Genomic DNA, 18,206 nt, shown 5'->3' with positions numbered 1-18,206 from the left:
ACCTCTAAAGTAGTGTTGCAAATATTGCAATGTGACCTTGCTAATATATCAATTTAAGCAACGGATTTCCTGTCATATGATGGGGTCATTCGCGGCGCTGCTGTTCACGCCGTTACAGGACAAAAACAAACACAACATCTGACCGGAGTGCCCCATGGCTAACTACTTCAACACACTGAATCTGCGCAACCAGTTAGCGCAGTTAGGCAAATGTCGCTTTATGGCGCGCGATGAATTCGCCGACGGCGCCAGCTTCCTGAAAGGGAAAAAAGTGGTCATCGTGGGCTGTGGCGCGCAGGGCCTTAACCAGGGCCTGAACATGCGTGATTCCGGTCTGGACGTCTCCTATGCCCTGCGCGCCGAAGCGATCGCCGAGAAGCGCGCCTCCTGGCGCAAGGCCACCGAAAACGGTTTTAAAGTGGGCACTTATGAAGAGCTGATCCCGCAAGCCGATCTGGTGGTTAACCTGACGCCGGACAAACAGCACTCTGCGGTCGTGCAGGCGGTACAGCCGCTGATGAAAGACGGCGCGGCGCTGGGCTACTCGCACGGCTTCAATATCGTTGAAGTGGGCGAAACCATTCGTAAAGACATCACCGTGGTGATGGTGGCGCCGAAATGTCCGGGCACCGAAGTGCGCGAAGAGTACAAACGCGGTTTCGGCGTGCCAACGCTGATCGCGGTGCATCCGGAAAACGATCCGAAAGGCGAAGGCATGGCGATCGCCAAAGCCTGGGCCGCGGCCACCGGCGGCGACCGCGCAGGCGTGCTGGAATCCTCTTTCGTTGCGGAAGTGAAGTCCGACTTGATGGGCGAGCAGACCATTCTGTGCGGCATGCTGCAGGCCGGCTCGCTGCTCTGCTTCGATAAGCTGGTGGCGGAAGGTCATGATGCGGCCTACACCGAAAAACTGATCCAGTTCGGATGGGAAACCATCACCGAATCCCTGAAGTTCGGCGGCATCACCCTGATGATGGATCGCCTCTCTAACCCGGCGAAACTGCGCGCATACGCGCTTTCAGAGCAGCTGAAAGAAATTATGGCGCCGCTGTTCCAGAAGCATATGGACGACATCATCTCCGGCAAATTCTCATCCGGCATGATGGCTGACTGGGCCAACGACGATAAAAACCTGCTGACCTGGCGCGAAGAGACCGGCAAAACCGCGTTTGAAACCGCGCCGCAGTTCGACGGCAAAATCGAAGAGCAAGAGTACTACGATAAAGGCGTTCTGATGGTGGCGATGGTGAAAGCGGGCGTTGAGCTGGCGTTCGAAACCATGGTCGATGCGGGTATTATCGAAGAGTCCGCCTACTATGAATCGCTGCACGAGCTGCCGCTGATCGCCAATACCATCGCGCGTAAGCGTCTGTATGAAATGAACGTGGTTATCTCCGACACCGCAGAGTACGGCAACTATCTTTTCTCCTTCGCCGCGGTGCCGCTGCTGAAAGAGTTTATGACCACGCTGCAGCCGGGCGACCTGGGTAAAGCGATTGAAGGCTCGCAGGTTGATAACGCGCAGCTGCGCGAAGTCAACGAAGCGATTCGCCAGCATCCGATCGAAGCGGTTGGCCGTAAACTGCGCGGCTATATGACCGATATGAAGCGTATCGCCGTTGCCAGCTAACTCAGCCAGGCGCCACCTTTTTCAGCACTAAAAAACCCCGGCTTGCCGGGGTTTTTCATGTCAGGCATTTACGCCCTTCATGCCTTCTTCGGTGTAGCGCGCGCCCTGCACCTGAACGCGCTGGTGGAGGCCGTTCAGCAGCGCCACGTCCTCCGTCTCCAGCTCCACCTGCGCCGCCTGCGCGTTTTCCACCAGGTAGCCGATCTGTTTCGTGCCGGGGATCGGCACCAGCTTAGCGTACTGCGCCAGCAGCCATGCCAGCGCTATCTGGCCTGTCGTGCAGCCATACTTCTCCGCCAGCGGCTGTACCGCGTTCAGCAGCGCGGCGTTATGATCGAGGTTCTCCTGCTGAAAGCGCCCGTTGTTTTTGCGGAAGTCGCCTTCGGCGAAGTCGCTGTTGCGGAGATATTTGCCGGTCAGAAAACCGCGCCCCAGCGGCGAGTAGGCGACAAGCCCAATATCCAGCGCCTTAACCGTCGGCAGGATCGCCTCCTCGACGTCGCGCGTCCACAGCGAATATTCCGTCTGCAGGGCGGCGACGGGATGAACGGCGTGCGCGCGGCGCAGGGTTGCGGCAGAGACTTCGCACAGCCCGATATGGTTTATCTTTCCCTCTTTCACCAGGCGGCTCAGGCACGCCATGCTCTCTTCAATCGGCGTCGCCTGGCTGACGCGATGAAGGTAGAAAAGGTCGATGCGTTCGACGCCAAGCCGCTTAAGGGAGTCGTGGCAGCAGCGGGTAATATAGTCCGGCCGGTTGTTGATGGTGCGGCTGTAAGCTTCGTCGGCCGCGCGCTCGATGCCGCATTTGGTCGCGACTTTCATTTTGCCGCGCGTGGCGTTATCCAGCCCGGCCAGAAACTGCCCGATAAGCGTCTCATTGTGACCGCGGCCGTACTGATCCGCCGTATCGATAAAGGTCTGGTCCAGCTCGATGAGTTTGTGTAAAACACGCAGCGACTGCGCATCATCCGCCGCGCCGTAGAATTCGCTGAGGCCCATCGCGCCATAGCCGATGGCGCTGACCTCGAAGTTTTTTGCTAAGTAACGGGTTTTCATCATGCCTCCTGTTGTCCGGGTCTGATTCTTTCACCGGGCGGGGCAGCAGGGAATTGCCGTTTTTGTGATGCTGAAAAGGTATTAAGGCGCGCCGTCGCTTAGCTTCTCCAGCGCCTGCAGGAGCGCCGGACGCGCGTCGTCACGGCGCGTGGCGGCGTAAACGTCGATATGCAGCCGCTGCGCCTGGTCGTCGCGCAGCGGCCGGTAGCATAATCCTTCCTGATTAAAGGCGCACTTTGACTGCGGCAGCAGGGCGAATCCTTTGCCACGGGCGATATGCGCCAGCATCGTCAGCGAGTCGTCGGGCTCGTTGACTTTTTTCAGCGGCGTCTTCAGTTTTGCGAAAACCTGTTCGCACTTATCAAAGAAGGCGGGATTGGCGCGCCTGGCGAACCAGAACAGCGGCAGGTCGCTGACCGCGTCGAGCGAGACCTGCTGCTGCCGGCTGGCGGGATGCGTGGTCGGCAGCGCGATAAGCAGCGGCTCGCGGCAGATCCAGCGATAGCGGACGTTCTCTTGCTCGCCGGCGCCTTTCTCTCCGGTCAGCACCAGATCGAGCCTGTTCTGCGCCAGACACTGCAGCAGCCGGGCGGAGGTCAGATCGGGCGAGTCGATCTCGTCGCCGGCATCCAGCTGCGCCAGCCGCGCGGCGACAGGCGGTATGCGCGTAAAGTCCAGCGTGCGGGTGAGCCCGATGCGCAGACGCTGTGGGCGGGAAAGAGCATCGGCGCTAAGGGCGTCAAGATCGGCAAGAATTTTCTCCGCTCTGACGACCAGCGCGCGCCCATCCTCGGTCAGGCTCACCGCGTGCGTGCTGCGGCTAAAGAGCTGCTGGTGGAGCAGCGCTTCCAGACTCTGGATATGACGCGTCAGGGGAGGCTGGGTCATGTTGAGGCGCTCGGCGGCCTGGCGGAAATTGAGCGCGTACGCGACGGCGAGAAAGCACTAAAGCTGTTTAACGCTGGGAAGGTTACTGTTAATCAGGTGCGTTGCCGTCGCCATGGTTCTTTTCCTGCATACCCAAACAGCAGGAACTATACCATGACAAAAAACCCGGCCTTAGCCGGGTTTCCTGATTTCACTTATACCGCTTCGTATAACGTCTGATGACGCGTCTCTTTACAGGCGATGAGCGCAATCAGCGTCAGCGCCGCCATGGACGCCAGATAGTAGCCAACCGCCTGCAAACCGTAGTGGGCGTTCAGCCAGGTGGCGATATAGGGCGCAACCGAGGCGCCGAGAATCGACGACAGGTTGTAGGAGAAAGAGGCGCCGGTATAGCGCACTTCAGTCGGGAAGAGCTCCGGCAGCAGCGCGCCCATAGGACCGAAGGTCAGCCCCATGACGCTCAGGCCGAGCAGCAGGAAGGCCATCACCAGCGCCTGCGAACCGGAACCCAGCATCGCCGGGAACAGGAAGGCGAAAGCGATAATCATCAGCGTAATGACGATCATGGTCTTACGGCGACCAAAGCGATCCGCCAGCAGACCGGCGATCGGCACCATCACGCCGAAACCGATAACCGCCATCATCAGCATCCACAGGAAGCTATTACGCGAGAAGCCGAGACCCGCAGGCGCCGGCGCGGTGCCGTAGCTCATCGAGTAGACCGTCATAATGTAGAACAGCGTATAGGTCGCCAGCATGATAAAGGTGCCGAGAATGGTCGCGGTGAGATGCTTGCTCAACAGCGCAGCGATCGGCACCCGCACCTGCTTCTTCTCTTTCTGCACCTTCGCGAACACCGGGCTTTCGTGCAGCGACACGCGCACATAGAGGCCGATAATCACCAGCACCGCCGAGAGAATAAAGGGCACGCGCCAGCCCCACTGCATAAACTGCTCGTCGGTCAGCAGCCAGGAGAGCAGGAGAAAGGTGCCGTTGGCGAAGAAGAAGCCGATCGGCGCGCCGAGCTGCGGAAAAGAGCCGTAGAGCGCGCGCTTTTTCGCCGGCGCGTTTTCCGTCGCCAGCAGCGCCGCGCCGCCCCATTCGCCGCCAAGGCCGAGTCCCTGGCCAAAGCGCGCCAGCGCCAGCAGCAGCGGCGCCGCGACGCCAATCGACTGGTAGCCCGGCAGCAGGCCGATAATCACGGTAGAGACGCCCATCGTCAGCAGCGAGGCCACCAGCGTCGCCTTACGGCCCACGCGGTCGCCGAAGTGGCCGAAAAGGGCGGAGCCGATCGGGCGCGCCACGAAGGCGATAGCGAAGGTCGCCAGCGACTGCAGCGTCGCCACGGTATTGTCGCCCTGCGGGAAGAAAATATGTGGAAAGACAATCACCGCCGCCGTGGCGTAGATATAGAAATCGAAGAATTCGATGGCGGTGCCGACCAGCGAGGCCACCACGACCTTGCCGCGCGAATTCACCGGCGTTTCGTCTTGTGACTTTTTCAGGGGTTCTGTGATGGAGGCTTGCATAACTGTTTCTTAATTGTAAATAGAGACCAGGAATATTACGCACCTGGCATGCCGCATTCAACGCTGATAAACCGCGCCAGAACGGGCTTTTTCGGCGAAAAAGTGAATAATTTGTGTCGCGATGGAATGCGTGGATTAAGGCAGGGAGAAGCCCGCCTTTTGCAGCGGGAATCTCTATAAAAGGGGGAAATAAAAGTGACCCTTCAGCTATTCATCCTGCTGGATGATTAAAAAATAGCCGAAGGGGGGAGTTTTTCGCTGCCGTTAACGTTTTTTTTACACCTGGTGACGTGAGGCGCGGCGCGAATCCGGCATCTGGGGATCGTCCTTATACTTCGCGGTGGCGATCCAGGCGGCGCAGAAGAGCGTCAAACGGGCGAAGAAGTAGAAGAACGCCATCAAACCCAGCACAGAGCCGAAGGCTGCGCCGGAAGGCGACGAAGCGAGCTTCGGCAGCGTCAGCGTCATCACGAATTTAATGATCTCAAAGCCGATAGCCGCCAGCAGCGTGCCGCGAAACAGCGCTTTCTTGCGCGGCTTGTGGCGCGGCAGGATCCAGAAAATCCACAGGAACAGCAGATAGTTGGCCATAATCGAAATCGCCAGCGCTATGGCGGTCATCGCCGGGCGCAGCCACTCGATATCCGCCAGCCCCAGCGCGTTGACGATCGCCGCCTGCGCCGCGCCGGCGATAGAGGTCAGCGACAGCGTGATCACCAGCGCCAGCATCAGGCCGATTAGCGAAATCAGATCGCGCAGATACTTTTTCCAGAACTTCTCCTGATCGTCCGGCTTGCGTTCCCAGACGTCGCGCGACTGGGCGCGCACCGCTTCGCGCAGATTACCCATCCAGTTGATGCCGGAGTAGAGCGCCAGCAGCAAACCGGTGATGCCCACCGTGGCGCGCTGCTGGATAGCGGTGTTCACCGTATTTTTCAGCGTGGTGGCGAGCGTAGGATCGCTGATGCTGTTGACGATCTTATTGATCAGCTCCGACAGCAGATCCTGGTTCGACGCCAGCACGAACCCCACGGCGGCGAAAGAGACCATCAGGATCGGAATCAGCGACAAAAACGAGAAGTAGGTAATAGCCGCGCCGAACTGGCTGCCCAGACGATCGTTAAAGCGCTCCAGCGCGCGAATAAAGTGCGCCACCGCCGGAATCGCCTGAAACCAGGCGGCAAAGCGCGATACGCGACGAATTGAGCCATCAACGGTTTTATTGCCGGTCTGAATATCGATCAGCGGCTTAGGTTGCTCGGAACTGGTCGGGTTTTCCTGTTTGTCCGTCATAGACAGTTATCATCCTGCTTTACTTGAAAAGGCAATTATAGCCGCTCAGGTGACATACTCCTGTAACACCTGACTCAGCCACTCCATAAATACGCGCACGCGCCGCGCCACATTGCGCCGATGAGGGTAGAGCAGAGAGATCGGCATCGGCTTCGCCGGGAAGGCATGCAACACTTCCACCAGCTGTCCAGACTCCAGCAGCGGATAGATGCCCATCGCCGGCACCTGAATAATGCCCAGTCCCGCCAGGCAGGCGGCGCGATAGGTTTCCGTGCTGTTGACCGTCACGACGCCGCCAGTCTGCACGTAGTGGCACTGCTTGCCGTCAAAATACTCAAAGCCGGGCGAAGGCTGACCGAGCTGTTGCGTGTAGTGCACCATGGCGTGCGACGACAGCTCCTCCAGCCGCGTCGGCATGCCGAAGCGGGAAAGGTAGCCAGGGCTGGCGCAGTTGATCAAGGTATAGGTGCCGATTTTTCGCGCAATCAGGCCGGAATCCTTTAGCTCGCCGACGCGGATAACGCAGTCAAAGCCTTCGCGGATGACGTCCACCATGCGGTCGCTGCTGCTGAGTTCAATTTCAACGCCGGGGTAGTGCTGCAAAAACTCCGGCAGTCGCGGCAGGATAAAGCCGGTCGCCATCGCTACCGACATATCGACGCGCAGTTTGCCGCTCAGCGTGGCGGGATCGTGCTGAAACAGGCTGTCCATATCGTCGATCATCGACAGCAGATCCAGACAGCGATCGTAGTAGACCAGCCCATCCTGGGTAAGCTGCACGCGGCGCGTGGTGCGATGCAGCAGCCGCGTGCCCATCTGATTTTCCAGCGCCTGCAGCTGGCGCGACACGCTGCCTTTCGGCAGGCCCAGGCTCTCCGCCGCGCGGGTAAAACTGCCCATTTCCGCCACCCGCACAAAAACCTGCATTGCGTGAATTTTGTCCATGTTGTTCACCGATTGTTGTTGTAAACGAAACAGTGCTGCGTATTCCCAGGCATTTATAGATTAATTATTGGGGAATATCCTGATTTGGTGTTCAATTTTGCAACAGGATCGAAACATGAGTAATAAAATCGCACTGATTACGGGCGCCAACCGCGGTTTAGGCAAAAATGCGGCGTTAAAACTGGCCGCAAAGGACGTTGATATCCTTTTTACTTACCGCAGCCATGATGAAGAGGCGCAGGCGGTGGTAAAAGCCATTGAGGCGCTGGGCGGCCGCGCAGCCGCGCTGCGGCTGGATGTCGGCGACAGCAGCCAGTTCAGCGGCTTTGTCGCGCAGGTCAAACAGACGCTGGAAACAGTATGGCAGCGCGAGCGCTTTGATTATTTAATCAACAACGCCGGACATGGTCACTATAAGCCATTTAGCGAGACCACAGAGGAGGAGTTCGACGCGCTGGTTAACGTTCACTTCAAAGGCCCCTATTTCCTGACGCAGAAACTGCTGCCGCTGATTAACGACGGCGGGCGCATTTTAAATATCTCCAGCGGCCTGACGCGCATGACCTATCCCGGCTCGGCGACTTACGCCTCCGTCAAAGGCGCGATGGAGGTGCTGACGCGGTATCAGGCGAAAGAGCTGGGGGAACGCCGCATTCGCGTCAATATCCTGGCGCCAGGCGCCATCGAGACCGACTTCGGCGGCGGGCGCGTGCGTGACAACAAAGAGATTAACGACACTATCGCGGCGCTTACCGCGCTGGGGCGCGTCGGACAGCCGGACGATATCGGCGACGCCATCTGCGCAATCCTCAGCGAGGAAACCGGCTGGATCACGGCGCAGCGCATCGAGGCGTCGGGCGGCCAGGCGTTATAAACCGTTCAGGAATGAAATGCGTCTCTGCGCCGGGCGAGCAGAGACGCCCTGGACGTTGCGACAGGTTCATGTCACTTGCCCGGCAGCGTTATGGCTACAGCCTGATGGTGCCGTCAATCACCGTGACGGTCTTGCCGCCGATCCAGATCTGGTCGCCGTCGTAGCGCACTGATACGCGCCCCTGGCGCTGGATCGCCGTGCCCTGACGGGTGCGGTAATCACGCATCTGGCCCTGCGCGGCAAAATAGCGCGCCAGGCAGGCGTTGGCGCTGCCGGTAATGGGATCTTCCGTCAGGCTGCCGTTTTCCACCAGCAGGCCGCGCACTTCATACTGCTCGCTCTCGCCGTGCGGCAGCGGACCGAACGGCATCACGCCGGTAGCGCCCGCGTGGGCGATCAGGCGCTGCAGATCGCTGACGGCGGGCTGAATCGCCAGTACCGCTTCGGCGCTAATCATCGGGATCAGCAGCCAGCGGATACCCATATCGACTACGGCGGGCGTTTGCGTGGTGTTGAACTTTTCGCTGTTAAGCGCATTGCCCATCAGCGCGTCGGTGAAGGGCGTGATGGTCGCCTCTGGCGCAGCAAACGCCAGCGAACCCTCGGCGTCGATGCTGACCGTCACGTTGCCGACGCCGCACTCCTGCACCATCCTGCCGGGATTTTTCGTCGGCCAGCCCGCCTCCAGCAGCGCATGCGCCGTGCCCAGCGTCGGATGCCCGGCAAACGGCAGCTCGCCTTCGACGGTAAAGATGCGCACGCGATAGTCAGCTTCGGGATGCTGCGGCGGCAGCACGAACGTGGTCTCAGACAAATTCGTCCAGCGGGCGATGGTCTGGAGCTGCTCATCACTCAGGCCCTGCGCATCCATAATCACCGCCAGCGGATTGCCGTTAAACGCGGACGAGGTAAAGACATCTACTTGTTTAAACGCGACGTTCATTATTACTCCTTTCTCAACAGGGCATTTCCACGCCCGACATTTGCGTTTATGGCCTGACAGGGTTATCAATATGTTAACAATTCCTGCAGGAGACCGTTATGCTGAAAATTCTTGGGCGCGACTCGTCAATCAACGTGCGTAAAGTGCTCTGGCTCTGCGACGAACTGGATCTCGACTTCGAACGCGAAGAGTGGGGCGCCGAGCCAGACTCGCTGCGGAAGCCGGAATTTCTCGCCCTTAATCCTAACGCCTTGATTCCGGTATTGATCGACGACGACTTCGTGCTGTGGGAGTCGAACGCCATCCTGCGCTATCTGGCCAACGCCTATGAAGGCGACTGGCTCTATCCGCAAAACCCGCGCGCCCGCGCGCCGGTCGATCAGTGGATGGACTGGCAGTCCACCGAACTCAATACCTCCTGGCGCTACGCTTTTATGTCACTGGTGCGCAACTCGCCGGCGCATCAGGATCCGCGTCTGCTGGCGGCGGCCTGCAAAGGCTGGGCGCACACCATGGGCATCCTCAACCAGCAGCTGGAGAAAACCGGACGCTATGTGGCGGGCCGTAACTTCACCCTGGCGGATATCGGCGTCGGGCTGGCGGTCAACCGCTGGTATGAAACCCCGCTGGATCATCCCAGCCTGCCAGCGGTGCGTAACTACTACGAACGCCTGACCGAGCGCCATCCCTACACGGTCTGGGGCCGCAACGGCAAACCCTGATCGAGCCCGGGCGCCAGGCCCGCCAGCTCGCAGGCGATCGCGCCGGTGCGTTTCAGGGCCCAGCTATAGCGCTCGTCAAAGGGATAGCAGCAGGAGAGACGCAGCGCGTGATTGTAGCGTTCGCTCAGCGAATAGAGCGCGCCCGGCGTCACGCAGATCTGCTCTTGCAGCAGCCGATGGAACATCGCCACCGTATCCACCTGTTCCGGCAGTTCGACCCAAAAAACAAACCCGCCGCGCGGCAGCGTGGCGCGCGTCCCCTGCGGAAAATAGCGGGCGATCAGGCCGCGCGCCTCATCCATATTGGCGGCGTAGCGGCGGCGCAGCGTGCGCAGATGATGATCGTAGCCGCCGTTGGCGAGAAATTCCGCCAGCGTCTCCGACAGCAGCCGGGATTCCGCCATAGAGGAGACCGCCTTCAGGCGCGCAATCGCCTCATGGAAGCGGCCGGCGGCGATCCAGCCGATGCGAAAGTCCGGCGCCACCGTCTTGGTAAAGCTGGTGCAGTAAATCACCCAGCCTGCTGAATCGAACGACTTCACGGTGGGCGAGAGCGGCCAGTCGAACTGCAGCTCGTCATAGAGACCGTCTTCCAGCAGAGGAACGTTGTAAGTATTCACCAACTTTGCCAGGCGCTGCTTGTTCTGGCGCGACATGCAACAGCCCAGCGGATTCTGCGCGCTCGGCATGGCGATCAGCGCCTGGATGCGCTTCTCCTGCAGCAGCATCTCCAGCGCGTCGAGCGAAAGGCCGTGCTGCGGGTCGGTCGGGATCTCCAGCGCCTTCAGCCCCAGCGACGCCAGCAGCGGAAAGAGGAAAAAGTAGGTCGGCGACTCCAGCCCGACGCAGTCACCTGGCTGCGTCACGGCGCGCAGCGCCAGCTGCAGCGCCTCCATACAGCCGTGGGTCAGGGTGATCGCGTCGCTGGTCAGCGACATGCCCGCATGCAGCGCGCGGCGCGCAATCTCCTCCCGTAAGCGCTCACTACCAGGCGGAAGCGCATAGCGGCCGATTAAATCGGGATTGCGTCGCAGCAGCGAGGCGGTAATGCGCGCGAGACGCGCCGACGGATAAAGCTCGCCGTCCTGCGGGCAGGCCAGCGAAATATTGACGTAATCGGGATGGTTCTGCGCCGCGAACACCTGATCGATGAGATCGAGCTTTTCGCTGCTCGGGTCTTTGATGCGGGCGCGATGCGGAACAGGCTGCGTCAGGGCGGGCAGCACGCTGCGCACATAGTAGCCTGACTGCGGACGCGCCTCGATAAGGCCGCGATCCTCCAGCAGCTGCCAGGCATTGAGCACCGTATTGATACTGACCTGATGGGTCTGCGCCACGCGGCGAATAGCAGGCAGGCGCTTGCCGGGCTTTAGCGTGCCCTGATGGATCGCCTCGGCGAAGCTATCGGCAAGCTGGTAATAGAGCGGCTGATCGGCTGAAGGAGTAAGGGACACAAAAACCTCCGCGAGTCATGGGTACAATAGTTAAAATTGCAAACTGTAACCATGACAATAGTGATTTTGTGTCTCTGTTACCAATCCTTTCCCCACCCTAGCATAGGGTTCTGTTTATTAAACGAGAACGCCGCCATGCTCGATCCCTCTTTTTTCAGCTACGTTACCGTGATGTCCATCACCCCTGGCCCCAATAACCTGCTGCTGGCGACCTCCGGCGTCAATTTCGGTCTGCGGCGCACGCTGCCGATGATCTCCGGCATACTGCTGGGCTGTCTGCTGCAAAACGCGCTGGCGGTGCTGGCGCTGGAGTGGCTGCTGAGCTGGATGAGCGCCGTCCGGCTGCCGCTGACGCTGGCAGGCTGCGCCTATCTGCTCTGGCTGTCGTGGAAACTCTGGCGGGCAGGCGCGCCGACCCACCGGGAAAAGGCGCAGCCGATGACCGTCGCCGGCGCCGTCGGCTTTCAGGCGGTCAATCCCAAAGCCTGGCTGATGGCGACCAACGTGGCGCTGCTGTGGAGCGCGCAGAGCGGGCTGTTGCCGGTGATGCTCGGCTTCGCGCTGGTCAACCTGCCCTGCATTTTAATCTGGGCAGCACTGGGCGATCGGCTGGGCCTGCATCTGCAAACGCCGTGGAAGCGTCGTCTCTTCAACGGCGTCATGGCGCTGTCGCTGGTCGCCACGACGTTATGGATGCTGGCGGACGCCCTGCGTTAATCGGGCGCGCCGGCGCCGGTTTCCGACGGCCATTTCCAGCCGCGCACTTCCGGCACATCCTCGCCATATTCACGCACGTAGCGATGGTGCTCGGCGATGCGCTCCTGCAAATCGTCCAGCAGTTCCGGATGGCGGTCCGCCAGGCCAGGCACGCGCAGGATCGCCTCCTGCGCCAGATGATAGCGGTCCAGTTCGTTCAGCACCGTCATATCGAAAGGCGTGGTGGTGGTGCCCTCTTCGTTAAAGCCGCGAACGTGGAAATTACGATGGTTGTTGCGCTGATAGGCGAGACGATGCACCAGCGCCGGGTAGCCGTGGAAGGCGAAGATCACCGGCTTGTCGAGCGTGAACAGCGCGTCGAACTCCTCCTCGCTTTTGCCGTGCGGATGTTGATCCTGCGTTTGCAGCGCCATCAGATCGACCACGTTCACCACGCGAATCCGCAGGTCGGGCAGATAGCCGCGCAGCAGATCCACCGCCGCCAGCGTCTCCAGCGTCGGCACGTCGCCAGCGCACGCCATTACTACGTCCGGCTCTTCGCCCTGCGGCGTGGTGCCCGCCCAGCGCCATTCGCCCATGCCTGCCTCACAGTGCGCGATGGCGCTCTCCATATCCAGCCACTGCGCCGACGGCTGCTTGCCCGCCACTATGACGTTGATGCGGTCCCAGGTGCGCAGGCAGTGATCGCCGACCCACAGCAGCGTATTGGCGTCCGGCGGCAGATAGATGCGGACGATATCCGCTTTTTTATTGGCGACGTGATCCATAAAGCCGGGATCCTGATGGCTGTAGCCGTTGTGATCCTGGCGCCAGACGTGCGAAGAGAGCAGATAGTTCAGCGAAGAGACCGGCTTGCGCCAGCCGAGCTTGCGCGTCACTTTCAGCCACTTGGCGTGCTGATTGAACATCGAGTCGACGATATGGATAAAGGCTTCGTAGCAGTTGAACAGGCCGTGACGGCCGGTCAGCAGATAGCCTTCGAGCCAGCCCTGGCACTGATGTTCGCTGAGGATTTCCATCACGCGGCCGTCGCGCGCCAGCTGCTCGTCGTAGGGCTTCACCGGCTCTAGCCAGGTGCGGCTGGTGACGTCGAATACCGGCGTCAGGCGGTTCGAGGCGGTTTCATCGGGACCGAACAGGCGGAAATTATGCTGGTTGCGCGCGAAAATCTCCGCCAGATAGCGGCCAAACTGTTCGGTAGCCTGCGCCAGCTGCGAGCCGGGTTCTTTTACGTCAAAGGCGAATTCGCGGATATCAGGGGTATTCAGCTCGCGGCGCAGCAGACCGCCATTGGCGTAGGGCGACGCGCCCATGCGTTTGTCGCCCTGCGGCGCCAGCGCGCGCAGCTCCGGCTTCAGCCGACCCTGTTCGTCGAACAGATCCTCCGGCTGATAGCTGCGCAGCCACTGCTCCAGAATCTGGCGATGTCCCGCATCTTCACGACAGGCGGCTACCGGCACCTGATGAGCGCGCCAGAAATCTTCTACCTTTTTGCCGTCAACCTCCTGCGGGCCGGTCCAGCCTTTAGGGCTACGCATAATAATCATCGGCCAGCGCGGAATGCCTTCCTGCTCACCGCCTGCGCGCGCCGCCTGCTGGTAAGCGGCGATTCGATCAAAGGCGTGCTCCAGCGTGTCCGCCATCTGCTGGTGCATCTTCTCTGGCTCGTGTCCGCTAACGAACAGCGGCTCGTAGCCGTAACCGCGGAACAGCTGCTGCAGATCGTCGTCGCTGGCGCGCCCCAGGATAGTCGGGTTAGCGATCTTGTAGCCGTTAAGATGCAGAATTGGCAGCACGGCGCCGTCGCGCTGGGGATTGAGAAACTTAATGCCGTGCCAGCTCGACGCCAGCGGGCCGGTTTCCGCCTCGCCGTCGCCAATAACGCAGGGCACGATGAGATCCGGATTATCGAAGGCGGCGCCAAAGGCGTGCGACAGCGAATAGCCGAGTTCGCCGCCTTCGTTAATCGATCCTGGCGTTTCCGGCGCGGCGTGGCTTGGAATGCCGCCGGGAAACGAGAACTGCTTGAACAGGCGCTGCATGCCTTCGGCGTCCTGGCTGACGTGCGGATAAATTTCGCTGTAGCTGCCTTCCAGCCAGGTATTGGCCACCATGCCGGGCCCGCCGTGGCCGGGGCCGCAGATATAGATCATATTCAGGTCGCGCTGGCGGATAATGCGGTTGAGATGCGCGTAGATAAAGTTGAGGCCGGGCGTGGTGCCCCAGTGTCCCAGCAGGCGAGGCTTGATATGTTCCGGCTGAAGAGGTTCGCGCAGCAGCGGGTTCGCCATCAGGTAAATCTGCCCGACGGAAAGGTAGTTGGCGGCGCGCCAGTAGCGATCCAGCAGGCGTAACTCACTGGCAGCGGTCGATTGTGACATCGGGCATTCTCCTGGTTAGCGAAAGGTGACTGGAAAAAAGCGTTTCATTAACCCTAATAGAGAATGCGCAACTCGACCAGGCGACGGGCTGGCAGGAATGCCGTATTCGCCTCCTGGCGATCGGTTTACACTTCCCGCTCAGGTATCGCGGCTAAAAACAAAAAAGCCCCGCATAAGCGGGGCTTTTATCAGCAAAACCGTATTACTTGCCGACAACGTGCGCGGTCTCGCGTGCTTCGTCGTTCGCGGCGTTCGGCGTCACCGGCGGCGCGTAGGCGAGTTTCAGTACGCGGCTGGTATCCGCCAGCACTTTCTCCGTCAGCGTCACGTCGCCGTTAAGCTTGCGGCCCCAGGTGGGCACCACTGCGCGAATGCGGTTCTGCCATTCCGTCGACGCCATCTGCTCCGGCCAGGCTTTCGCCATCAGCTCCAGCATAATCGGCGCGGCGGTCGACGCGCCCGGCGAGGCGCCGAGCAGGGCGGAAATCGAGCCATCTTCCGAGGCGACCACTTCGGTGCCGAGCCGCAGCACGCCACCTTCTTTGGCATCTTTTTTAATGATCTGCACACGCTGGCCGGCGGTCACCAGACGCCAGTCGTCGGGATGCGCATCCGGCACATAGGTGCGCAGCGCTTCCATGCGATCGGCATCGCTCTGCAGCACCTGATCAACCAGATATTTCACCAGATCGAAATTCTTCAGTCCGACATTCATCATCGGCAGCAGGTTGCCGCTGTTCATCGAACCGAACATATCGAGCAGCGAACCCTGCTTCAGAAACTTGGTAGAGAAGGTGGCGAACGGGCCGAACAGCAGCACTCTTTTGCCGTCCAGCACGCGCGTGTCGACGTGTGGCACCGACATCGGCGGCGCGCCGACAGAGGCTTTGCCGTAGACTTTCGCCATATGCTGGCGTACCACGTCCGGGTTCTCGGTTACCAGGAAGGAGCCGCCGACCGGGAAACCGGCGTAGCCGCTGACTTCCGGAATGCCGCTCTTCTGCAGCAGAGGCAGCGCCGCGCCGCCCGCGCCGATAAAGACGTTTTTCGCCGTTAACACGCGGCTCTCGCCCGTGGCCAGCGAATGCAGCGTCACCTGCCAGCGGCCGTCGCTCAGGCGCTTCAGATCGCGCACTTCCTGACGCAGGCGCAGGCGGAAACCATGATGCTTCTCCAGCGAGGCGATCAGCTGACGCGTTACTTCGCCAAAATTGACGTCTGTGCCCATCTCCGTCCAGGTCGCCGCGACTTTCTGACGGCGATCGCGTCCTTTCATCACCAGCGGGATCCACTCGGCAATCTGCTGCGGATCTTCGGAGTAGGCCATGCCGCGGAACAGCGTGCTTTTCTGCAGCGCCTGATAGCGCTTACGCAGGAAAGCCACGTTCTCTTCGCCCCAGACAAAACTCATGTGCGGCGTACTGTTGATAAAGCGTTCGGGCGAGTGCAGGCGGCCCTTCTGAACCTGCCAGGCCAGGAACTGACGGGAAACCTGGAAGGATTCGTTAATGGTTAGCGCTTTGCTGATGTCGATGCTGCCATCCGCCTTTAACGGCGTATAGTTCAGCTCCGCCAGCGCGGCATGGCCGGTCCCGGCGTTATTCCAGCCGTTAGAGGACTCTTCCGCCACGCTCTCGAGACGCTCGACCATTTCAATGGTCCAGTCCGGCTCCAGATCCTGTAGCCAGGCGCCCAGCGTCGCGCTCATGACGCCTGCGCCGATCAGCAGCACATCAACGTCTTTACGCTCGGACATTTGCGGTTTTTCCATGCCAACGGCGCTCGATGCGAGCGTAAGGTTTACAGCTGTTTTGCTCATGAGGCGACATCTCCTCTCTCTGTTGACCTGATGCTCAACAGGTTCGCAGGCGAAATAGTCGCGCTTCTGGGGAGCGCGTTGCGCTATTTCTCAAAGGTTAAGACACAGGTTCGTTTAAGCGGGATGCAGGTTAACTGCACGTTATGCTTTGTCTATTGAATATAACATTCTCGCCTCTGAATTAAACATTTGTTTATTTTTTAAATGCAGAAATGATTCAGCATAAGAATTAATCATCTCGGGCCGGCGGGCATAAGGGATTTTTTACCGAAAACTCAGCGGGTTAACCGAACATAATGTTGCGTAAATGCACGAAAGCAGTGCATGGCATGGAGAGAGGCGGAAATCGCCTTATTTTATAAAGATATGATTTTAAAAGATTATTCTAAAAAAGATCGATAAAGAATTTTTCACGACGAAGTGCTTTTCAGCCGATTCTGTAAAAGTAATGTTACATTTTTGTGATTCCTGTCTGCCCGCGCCAGGGCAATAGCCGCAGCGGCGGGCACGGCATCATGAGCGAAACCAGCGGCGATAGATAAAACGGATCGCATAGAACTCCACTACGCCCAACAGCAGGAACCAGACGCAGAAGATCAGGGTGTAGAGCTGGTTGATATCCTGCAGGTGCAGGCGCTGAGTCAGGCTTCTGGCCATCGTCAGACCAAAATTGGGCGCGGGCAGCAGCAGCGCAGAGAGAAAGCCGAGCAGCAAGATGCCGCCGGGGATAATCAGAGATTCAAAAGGGTTTTTCATTAGCAGGTTCCGCATTAATCAGCGCGGCCATTTTCCGGCAATCTCCGCCAGGGTTCAATCCCCGCAGCGGCCGCCTGCCTGAACGGCGCATTAAGCCTTAAGAAAAGGCTTAAGTACCATTAACTTAGCGGCAAAAGATAGCGAACGATAAAAGTTATAGCCTTTGCTATACTTAAACCCATGATTTTCTTGTCTTTTTATCAGGCATGATGCGTGGTAGACTGCGCGCACTTTTACCAGACTGAACCTTTATTGCGGCAAAAAGCGGGCGTCTGAACGCATTTTACCCTGACACTAGCCATTATGACTTTTATCGCAACTCTGATCCTTGCCTTCGGTATGTCGATGGACGCCTTTGCCGCTGCGCTGAGCAAAGGCGCGGCGCTGCATCGTCCCGGATTCAAAGAGGCGCTGCGCACCGGCCTGATTTTTGGCGCGATTGAAGCTCTGACGCCGCTGATCGGCTGGGCTGCCGGTCTTGCCGCCAGCCGCTATGTCATGGCCTGGGATCACTGGGTCGCCTTTTTCCTGCTGTCGTTTCTCGGCGGGCGCATGATGATGGAAGGTTTTCGCCAGACGGCGGCGGCAGAGCCGTGTGAAGCGCCGCAGCGTCACGGCTTTATGGTGCTGGCGGCCACGGCGGTCGCGACCAGCCTGGATGCCATGGCGGTCGGGGTGGGGCTGGCTTTCCTGCAGGTCAATATTATCGCCACCGCGCTGACCATCGGCATGGCGACCACCATCATGGCGACTACCGGCGTGCTGGTGGGACGTTTAGTCGGACCGGTGCTGGGCAAATGGGCGGAAGTGCTTGGCGGCGTGGTGCTGATTTCGATTGGCTGCACCATCCTCATTCAGCATCTCAACCTCTTCTCCTGAGGTTGCTCCTGGCGAATTAGTGTTGTTTTTGTGATCTGGTTCAAAATTTATTGCCTGAAAAATGCACGGAAGTTATACTTTCGCTGCATTTCTTCAACAAATTTTGAATCAGGTACTCTATGAAACGCTTAGTGAAATATGTTTTCCGCGCTTATGTCGAAACCTTCAAATATGTCCCGCCAGGCGCGATGTACTAATTATTTACGCTTTATACCGTCTCAGGCAATCACGGCAGCCAGCGTGCCGTGATGCCCTCAAGCCATAGCTTTTTCTTTCTCTCTCTACGCCTCTTTTCCTCTATAAAGCGTCAATTCAGT

Annotated in this window: 15 protein-coding genes and 1 pseudogene; 6 read left to right on the top strand and 10 right to left on the bottom strand. The window is 59.3% G+C overall.

The features are described from left to right. The first annotated feature begins 154 nt into the window (after positions 1–154). On the top strand, positions 155–1,630 hold the full coding sequence (gene ilvC, locus JS46_RS17230) for a ketol-acid reductoisomerase (RefSeq protein ID WP_033753495.1): 1,476 nt from the start codon (positions 155–157) through the stop codon (positions 1,628–1,630). Between the two features lie 60 nt (positions 1,631–1,690). On the opposite strand, the gene JS46_RS17225 is transcribed toward ilvC, so the two are convergent. The 5 genes and pseudogenes from JS46_RS17225 to JS46_RS17205 form a co-directional block, all read right to left on the bottom strand. Beyond that, on the bottom strand, positions 1,691–2,689 hold the full coding sequence (locus tag JS46_RS17225) for an aldo/keto reductase (protein WP_033753493.1): 999 nt from the start codon (positions 2,687–2,689) through the stop codon (positions 1,691–1,693). 81 nt (positions 2,690–2,770) lie between these two features. Further along, positions 2,771–3,691, bottom strand: a pseudogene (locus JS46_RS22940) (LysR family transcriptional regulator). An 80-nt stretch (positions 3,692–3,771) separates the two neighbouring features. After that, entirely contained in the window at positions 3,772–5,106 is a 1,335-nt protein-coding gene (locus JS46_RS17215; RefSeq protein ID WP_033753491.1) for an MFS transporter, read from the bottom strand. Between the two features lie 276 nt (positions 5,107–5,382). Then, positions 5,383–6,399, bottom strand: a complete 1,017-nt coding sequence (gene yhjD, locus JS46_RS17210) for an inner membrane protein YhjD (RefSeq protein WP_033753488.1) — start codon at positions 6,397–6,399, stop codon at positions 5,383–5,385. A 45-nt stretch (positions 6,400–6,444) separates the two neighbouring features. Then, a complete protein-coding gene (locus tag JS46_RS17205) occupies positions 6,445–7,344 on the bottom strand; it encodes a LysR family transcriptional regulator (RefSeq protein ID WP_033753486.1) in 900 nt (299 codons plus the stop codon). 115 nt (positions 7,345–7,459) lie between these two features. Between JS46_RS17205 and JS46_RS17200 the strand changes: the two genes are divergently transcribed. After that, positions 7,460–8,218: an SDR family NAD(P)-dependent oxidoreductase gene (locus tag JS46_RS17200; RefSeq protein WP_033753481.1), complete on the top strand. Its 759-nt coding sequence runs from the start codon at positions 7,460–7,462 to the stop codon at positions 8,216–8,218. 94 nt (positions 8,219–8,312) lie between these two features. On the opposite strand, the gene JS46_RS17195 is transcribed toward JS46_RS17200, so the two are convergent. After that, complete coding sequence (locus tag JS46_RS17195) at positions 8,313–9,161, bottom strand: PhzF family phenazine biosynthesis protein (protein ID WP_033753477.1); 849 nt, start codon at positions 9,159–9,161, stop codon at positions 8,313–8,315. A gap of 98 nt (positions 9,162–9,259) precedes the next feature. Here JS46_RS17195 and JS46_RS17190 point away from each other — a divergent pair, with 98 nt between their 5' ends. Further along, positions 9,260–9,883 (top strand): glutathione S-transferase family protein, encoded by a 624-nt coding sequence (locus JS46_RS17190; RefSeq protein ID WP_033753474.1) that lies wholly within the window; start codon positions 9,260–9,262, stop codon positions 9,881–9,883. Here the strand turns inward: JS46_RS17190 and JS46_RS17185 are convergent. After that, on the bottom strand, positions 9,850–11,337 hold the full coding sequence (locus tag JS46_RS17185) for a PLP-dependent aminotransferase family protein (protein ID WP_033753473.1): 1,488 nt from the start codon (positions 11,335–11,337) through the stop codon (positions 9,850–9,852). The two genes, JS46_RS17190 and JS46_RS17185, sit on opposite strands and share 34 nt — an antisense overlap. Before the next feature lie 135 nt (positions 11,338–11,472). Between JS46_RS17185 and JS46_RS17180 the strand changes: the two genes are divergently transcribed. Continuing rightward, a complete protein-coding gene (locus JS46_RS17180) occupies positions 11,473–12,054 on the top strand; it encodes a LysE family translocator (protein ID WP_033753472.1) in 582 nt (193 codons plus the stop codon). Here JS46_RS17180 and JS46_RS17175 read toward each other — a convergent pair. The 3 genes from JS46_RS17175 to JS46_RS17165 all read right to left on the bottom strand — a co-directional run bounded on the left by JS46_RS17175 (position 12,051) and on the right by JS46_RS17165 (position 17,010). Then, on the bottom strand, positions 12,051–14,435 hold the full coding sequence (locus JS46_RS17175) for a phosphoketolase (RefSeq protein ID WP_033753471.1): 2,385 nt from the start codon (positions 14,433–14,435) through the stop codon (positions 12,051–12,053). The genes JS46_RS17180 and JS46_RS17175 overlap by 4 nt on opposite strands. Before the next feature lie 202 nt (positions 14,436–14,637). Further along, positions 14,638–16,254 carry a malate dehydrogenase (quinone) gene (gene mqo / locus JS46_RS17170; protein WP_033753470.1) on the bottom strand — a complete coding sequence of 539 codons (1,617 nt, stop codon included), beginning with the start codon at positions 16,252–16,254 and terminating at the stop codon, positions 14,638–14,640. A 513-nt stretch (positions 16,255–16,767) separates the two neighbouring features. Next, the gene (locus tag JS46_RS17165; protein WP_033753469.1) at positions 16,768–17,010 is read right to left on the bottom strand and encodes a DUF1158 domain-containing protein; all 243 of its coding nucleotides are present in this window, start codon (positions 17,008–17,010) and stop codon (positions 16,768–16,770) included. Positions 17,011–17,313: 303 nt separating this feature from the next. On the opposite strand from JS46_RS17165, the gene mntP reads away from it, so the two are divergent. Together mntP and azuC are read left to right on the top strand one after the other, a co-directional pair. Then, positions 17,314–17,889, top strand: coding sequence for a manganese efflux pump MntP (mntP, locus tag JS46_RS17160; RefSeq protein WP_033753468.1), 576 nt, complete (start codon positions 17,314–17,316; stop codon positions 17,887–17,889). A 119-nt stretch (positions 17,890–18,008) separates the two neighbouring features. Further along, a complete protein-coding gene (azuC, locus tag JS46_RS24830) occupies positions 18,009–18,086 on the top strand; it encodes a stress response protein AzuC (protein WP_120457375.1) in 78 nt (25 codons plus the stop codon). Positions 18,087–18,206: the final 120 nt, after the last annotated feature.

Source organism: Pantoea sp. NGS-ED-1003 (assembly GCF_000738765.1).
GTDB lineage: Bacteria > Pseudomonadota > Gammaproteobacteria > Enterobacterales > Enterobacteriaceae > Pantoea > Pantoea septica.
This window is presented reverse-complemented; position numbering and strand designations above follow the sequence as displayed.

Excerpts from the sequence above, each read along its gene's own strand:
- ilvC (WP_033753495.1), top strand. The coding sequence starts at position 155 with ATGGCTAACTACTTCAACACACTGAATCTGCGCAACCAGTTAGCGCAG.
- JS46_RS17225 (WP_033753493.1), bottom strand. The coding sequence starts at position 2,689 with ATGAAAACCCGTTACTTAGCAAAAAACTTCGAGGTCAGCGCCATCGGC.
- JS46_RS17215 (WP_033753491.1), bottom strand. The coding sequence starts at position 5,106 with ATGCAAGCCTCCATCACAGAACCCCTGAAAAAGTCACAAGACGAAACG.
- yhjD (WP_033753488.1), bottom strand. The coding sequence starts at position 6,399 with ATGACGGACAAACAGGAAAACCCGACCAGTTCCGAGCAACCTAAGCCG.
- JS46_RS17205 (WP_033753486.1), bottom strand. The coding sequence starts at position 7,344 with ATGGACAAAATTCACGCAATGCAGGTTTTTGTGCGGGTGGCGGAAATG.
- JS46_RS17200 (WP_033753481.1), top strand. The coding sequence starts at position 7,460 with ATGAGTAATAAAATCGCACTGATTACGGGCGCCAACCGCGGTTTAGGC.
- JS46_RS17195 (WP_033753477.1), bottom strand. The coding sequence starts at position 9,161 with ATGAACGTCGCGTTTAAACAAGTAGATGTCTTTACCTCGTCCGCGTTT.
- JS46_RS17190 (WP_033753474.1), top strand. The coding sequence starts at position 9,260 with ATGCTGAAAATTCTTGGGCGCGACTCGTCAATCAACGTGCGTAAAGTG.
- JS46_RS17180 (WP_033753472.1), top strand. The coding sequence starts at position 11,473 with ATGCTCGATCCCTCTTTTTTCAGCTACGTTACCGTGATGTCCATCACC.
- JS46_RS17175 (WP_033753471.1), bottom strand. The coding sequence starts at position 14,435 with ATGTCACAATCGACCGCTGCCAGTGAGTTACGCCTGCTGGATCGCTAC.
- mqo (WP_033753470.1), bottom strand. The coding sequence starts at position 16,254 with ATGAGCAAAACAGCTGTAAACCTTACGCTCGCATCGAGCGCCGTTGGC.
- JS46_RS17165 (WP_033753469.1), bottom strand. The coding sequence starts at position 17,010 with ATGAAAAACCCTTTTGAATCTCTGATTATCCCCGGCGGCATCTTGCTG.
- mntP (WP_033753468.1), top strand. The coding sequence starts at position 17,314 with ATGACTTTTATCGCAACTCTGATCCTTGCCTTCGGTATGTCGATGGAC.
- azuC (WP_120457375.1), top strand. The coding sequence starts at position 18,009 with ATGAAACGCTTAGTGAAATATGTTTTCCGCGCTTATGTCGAAACCTTC.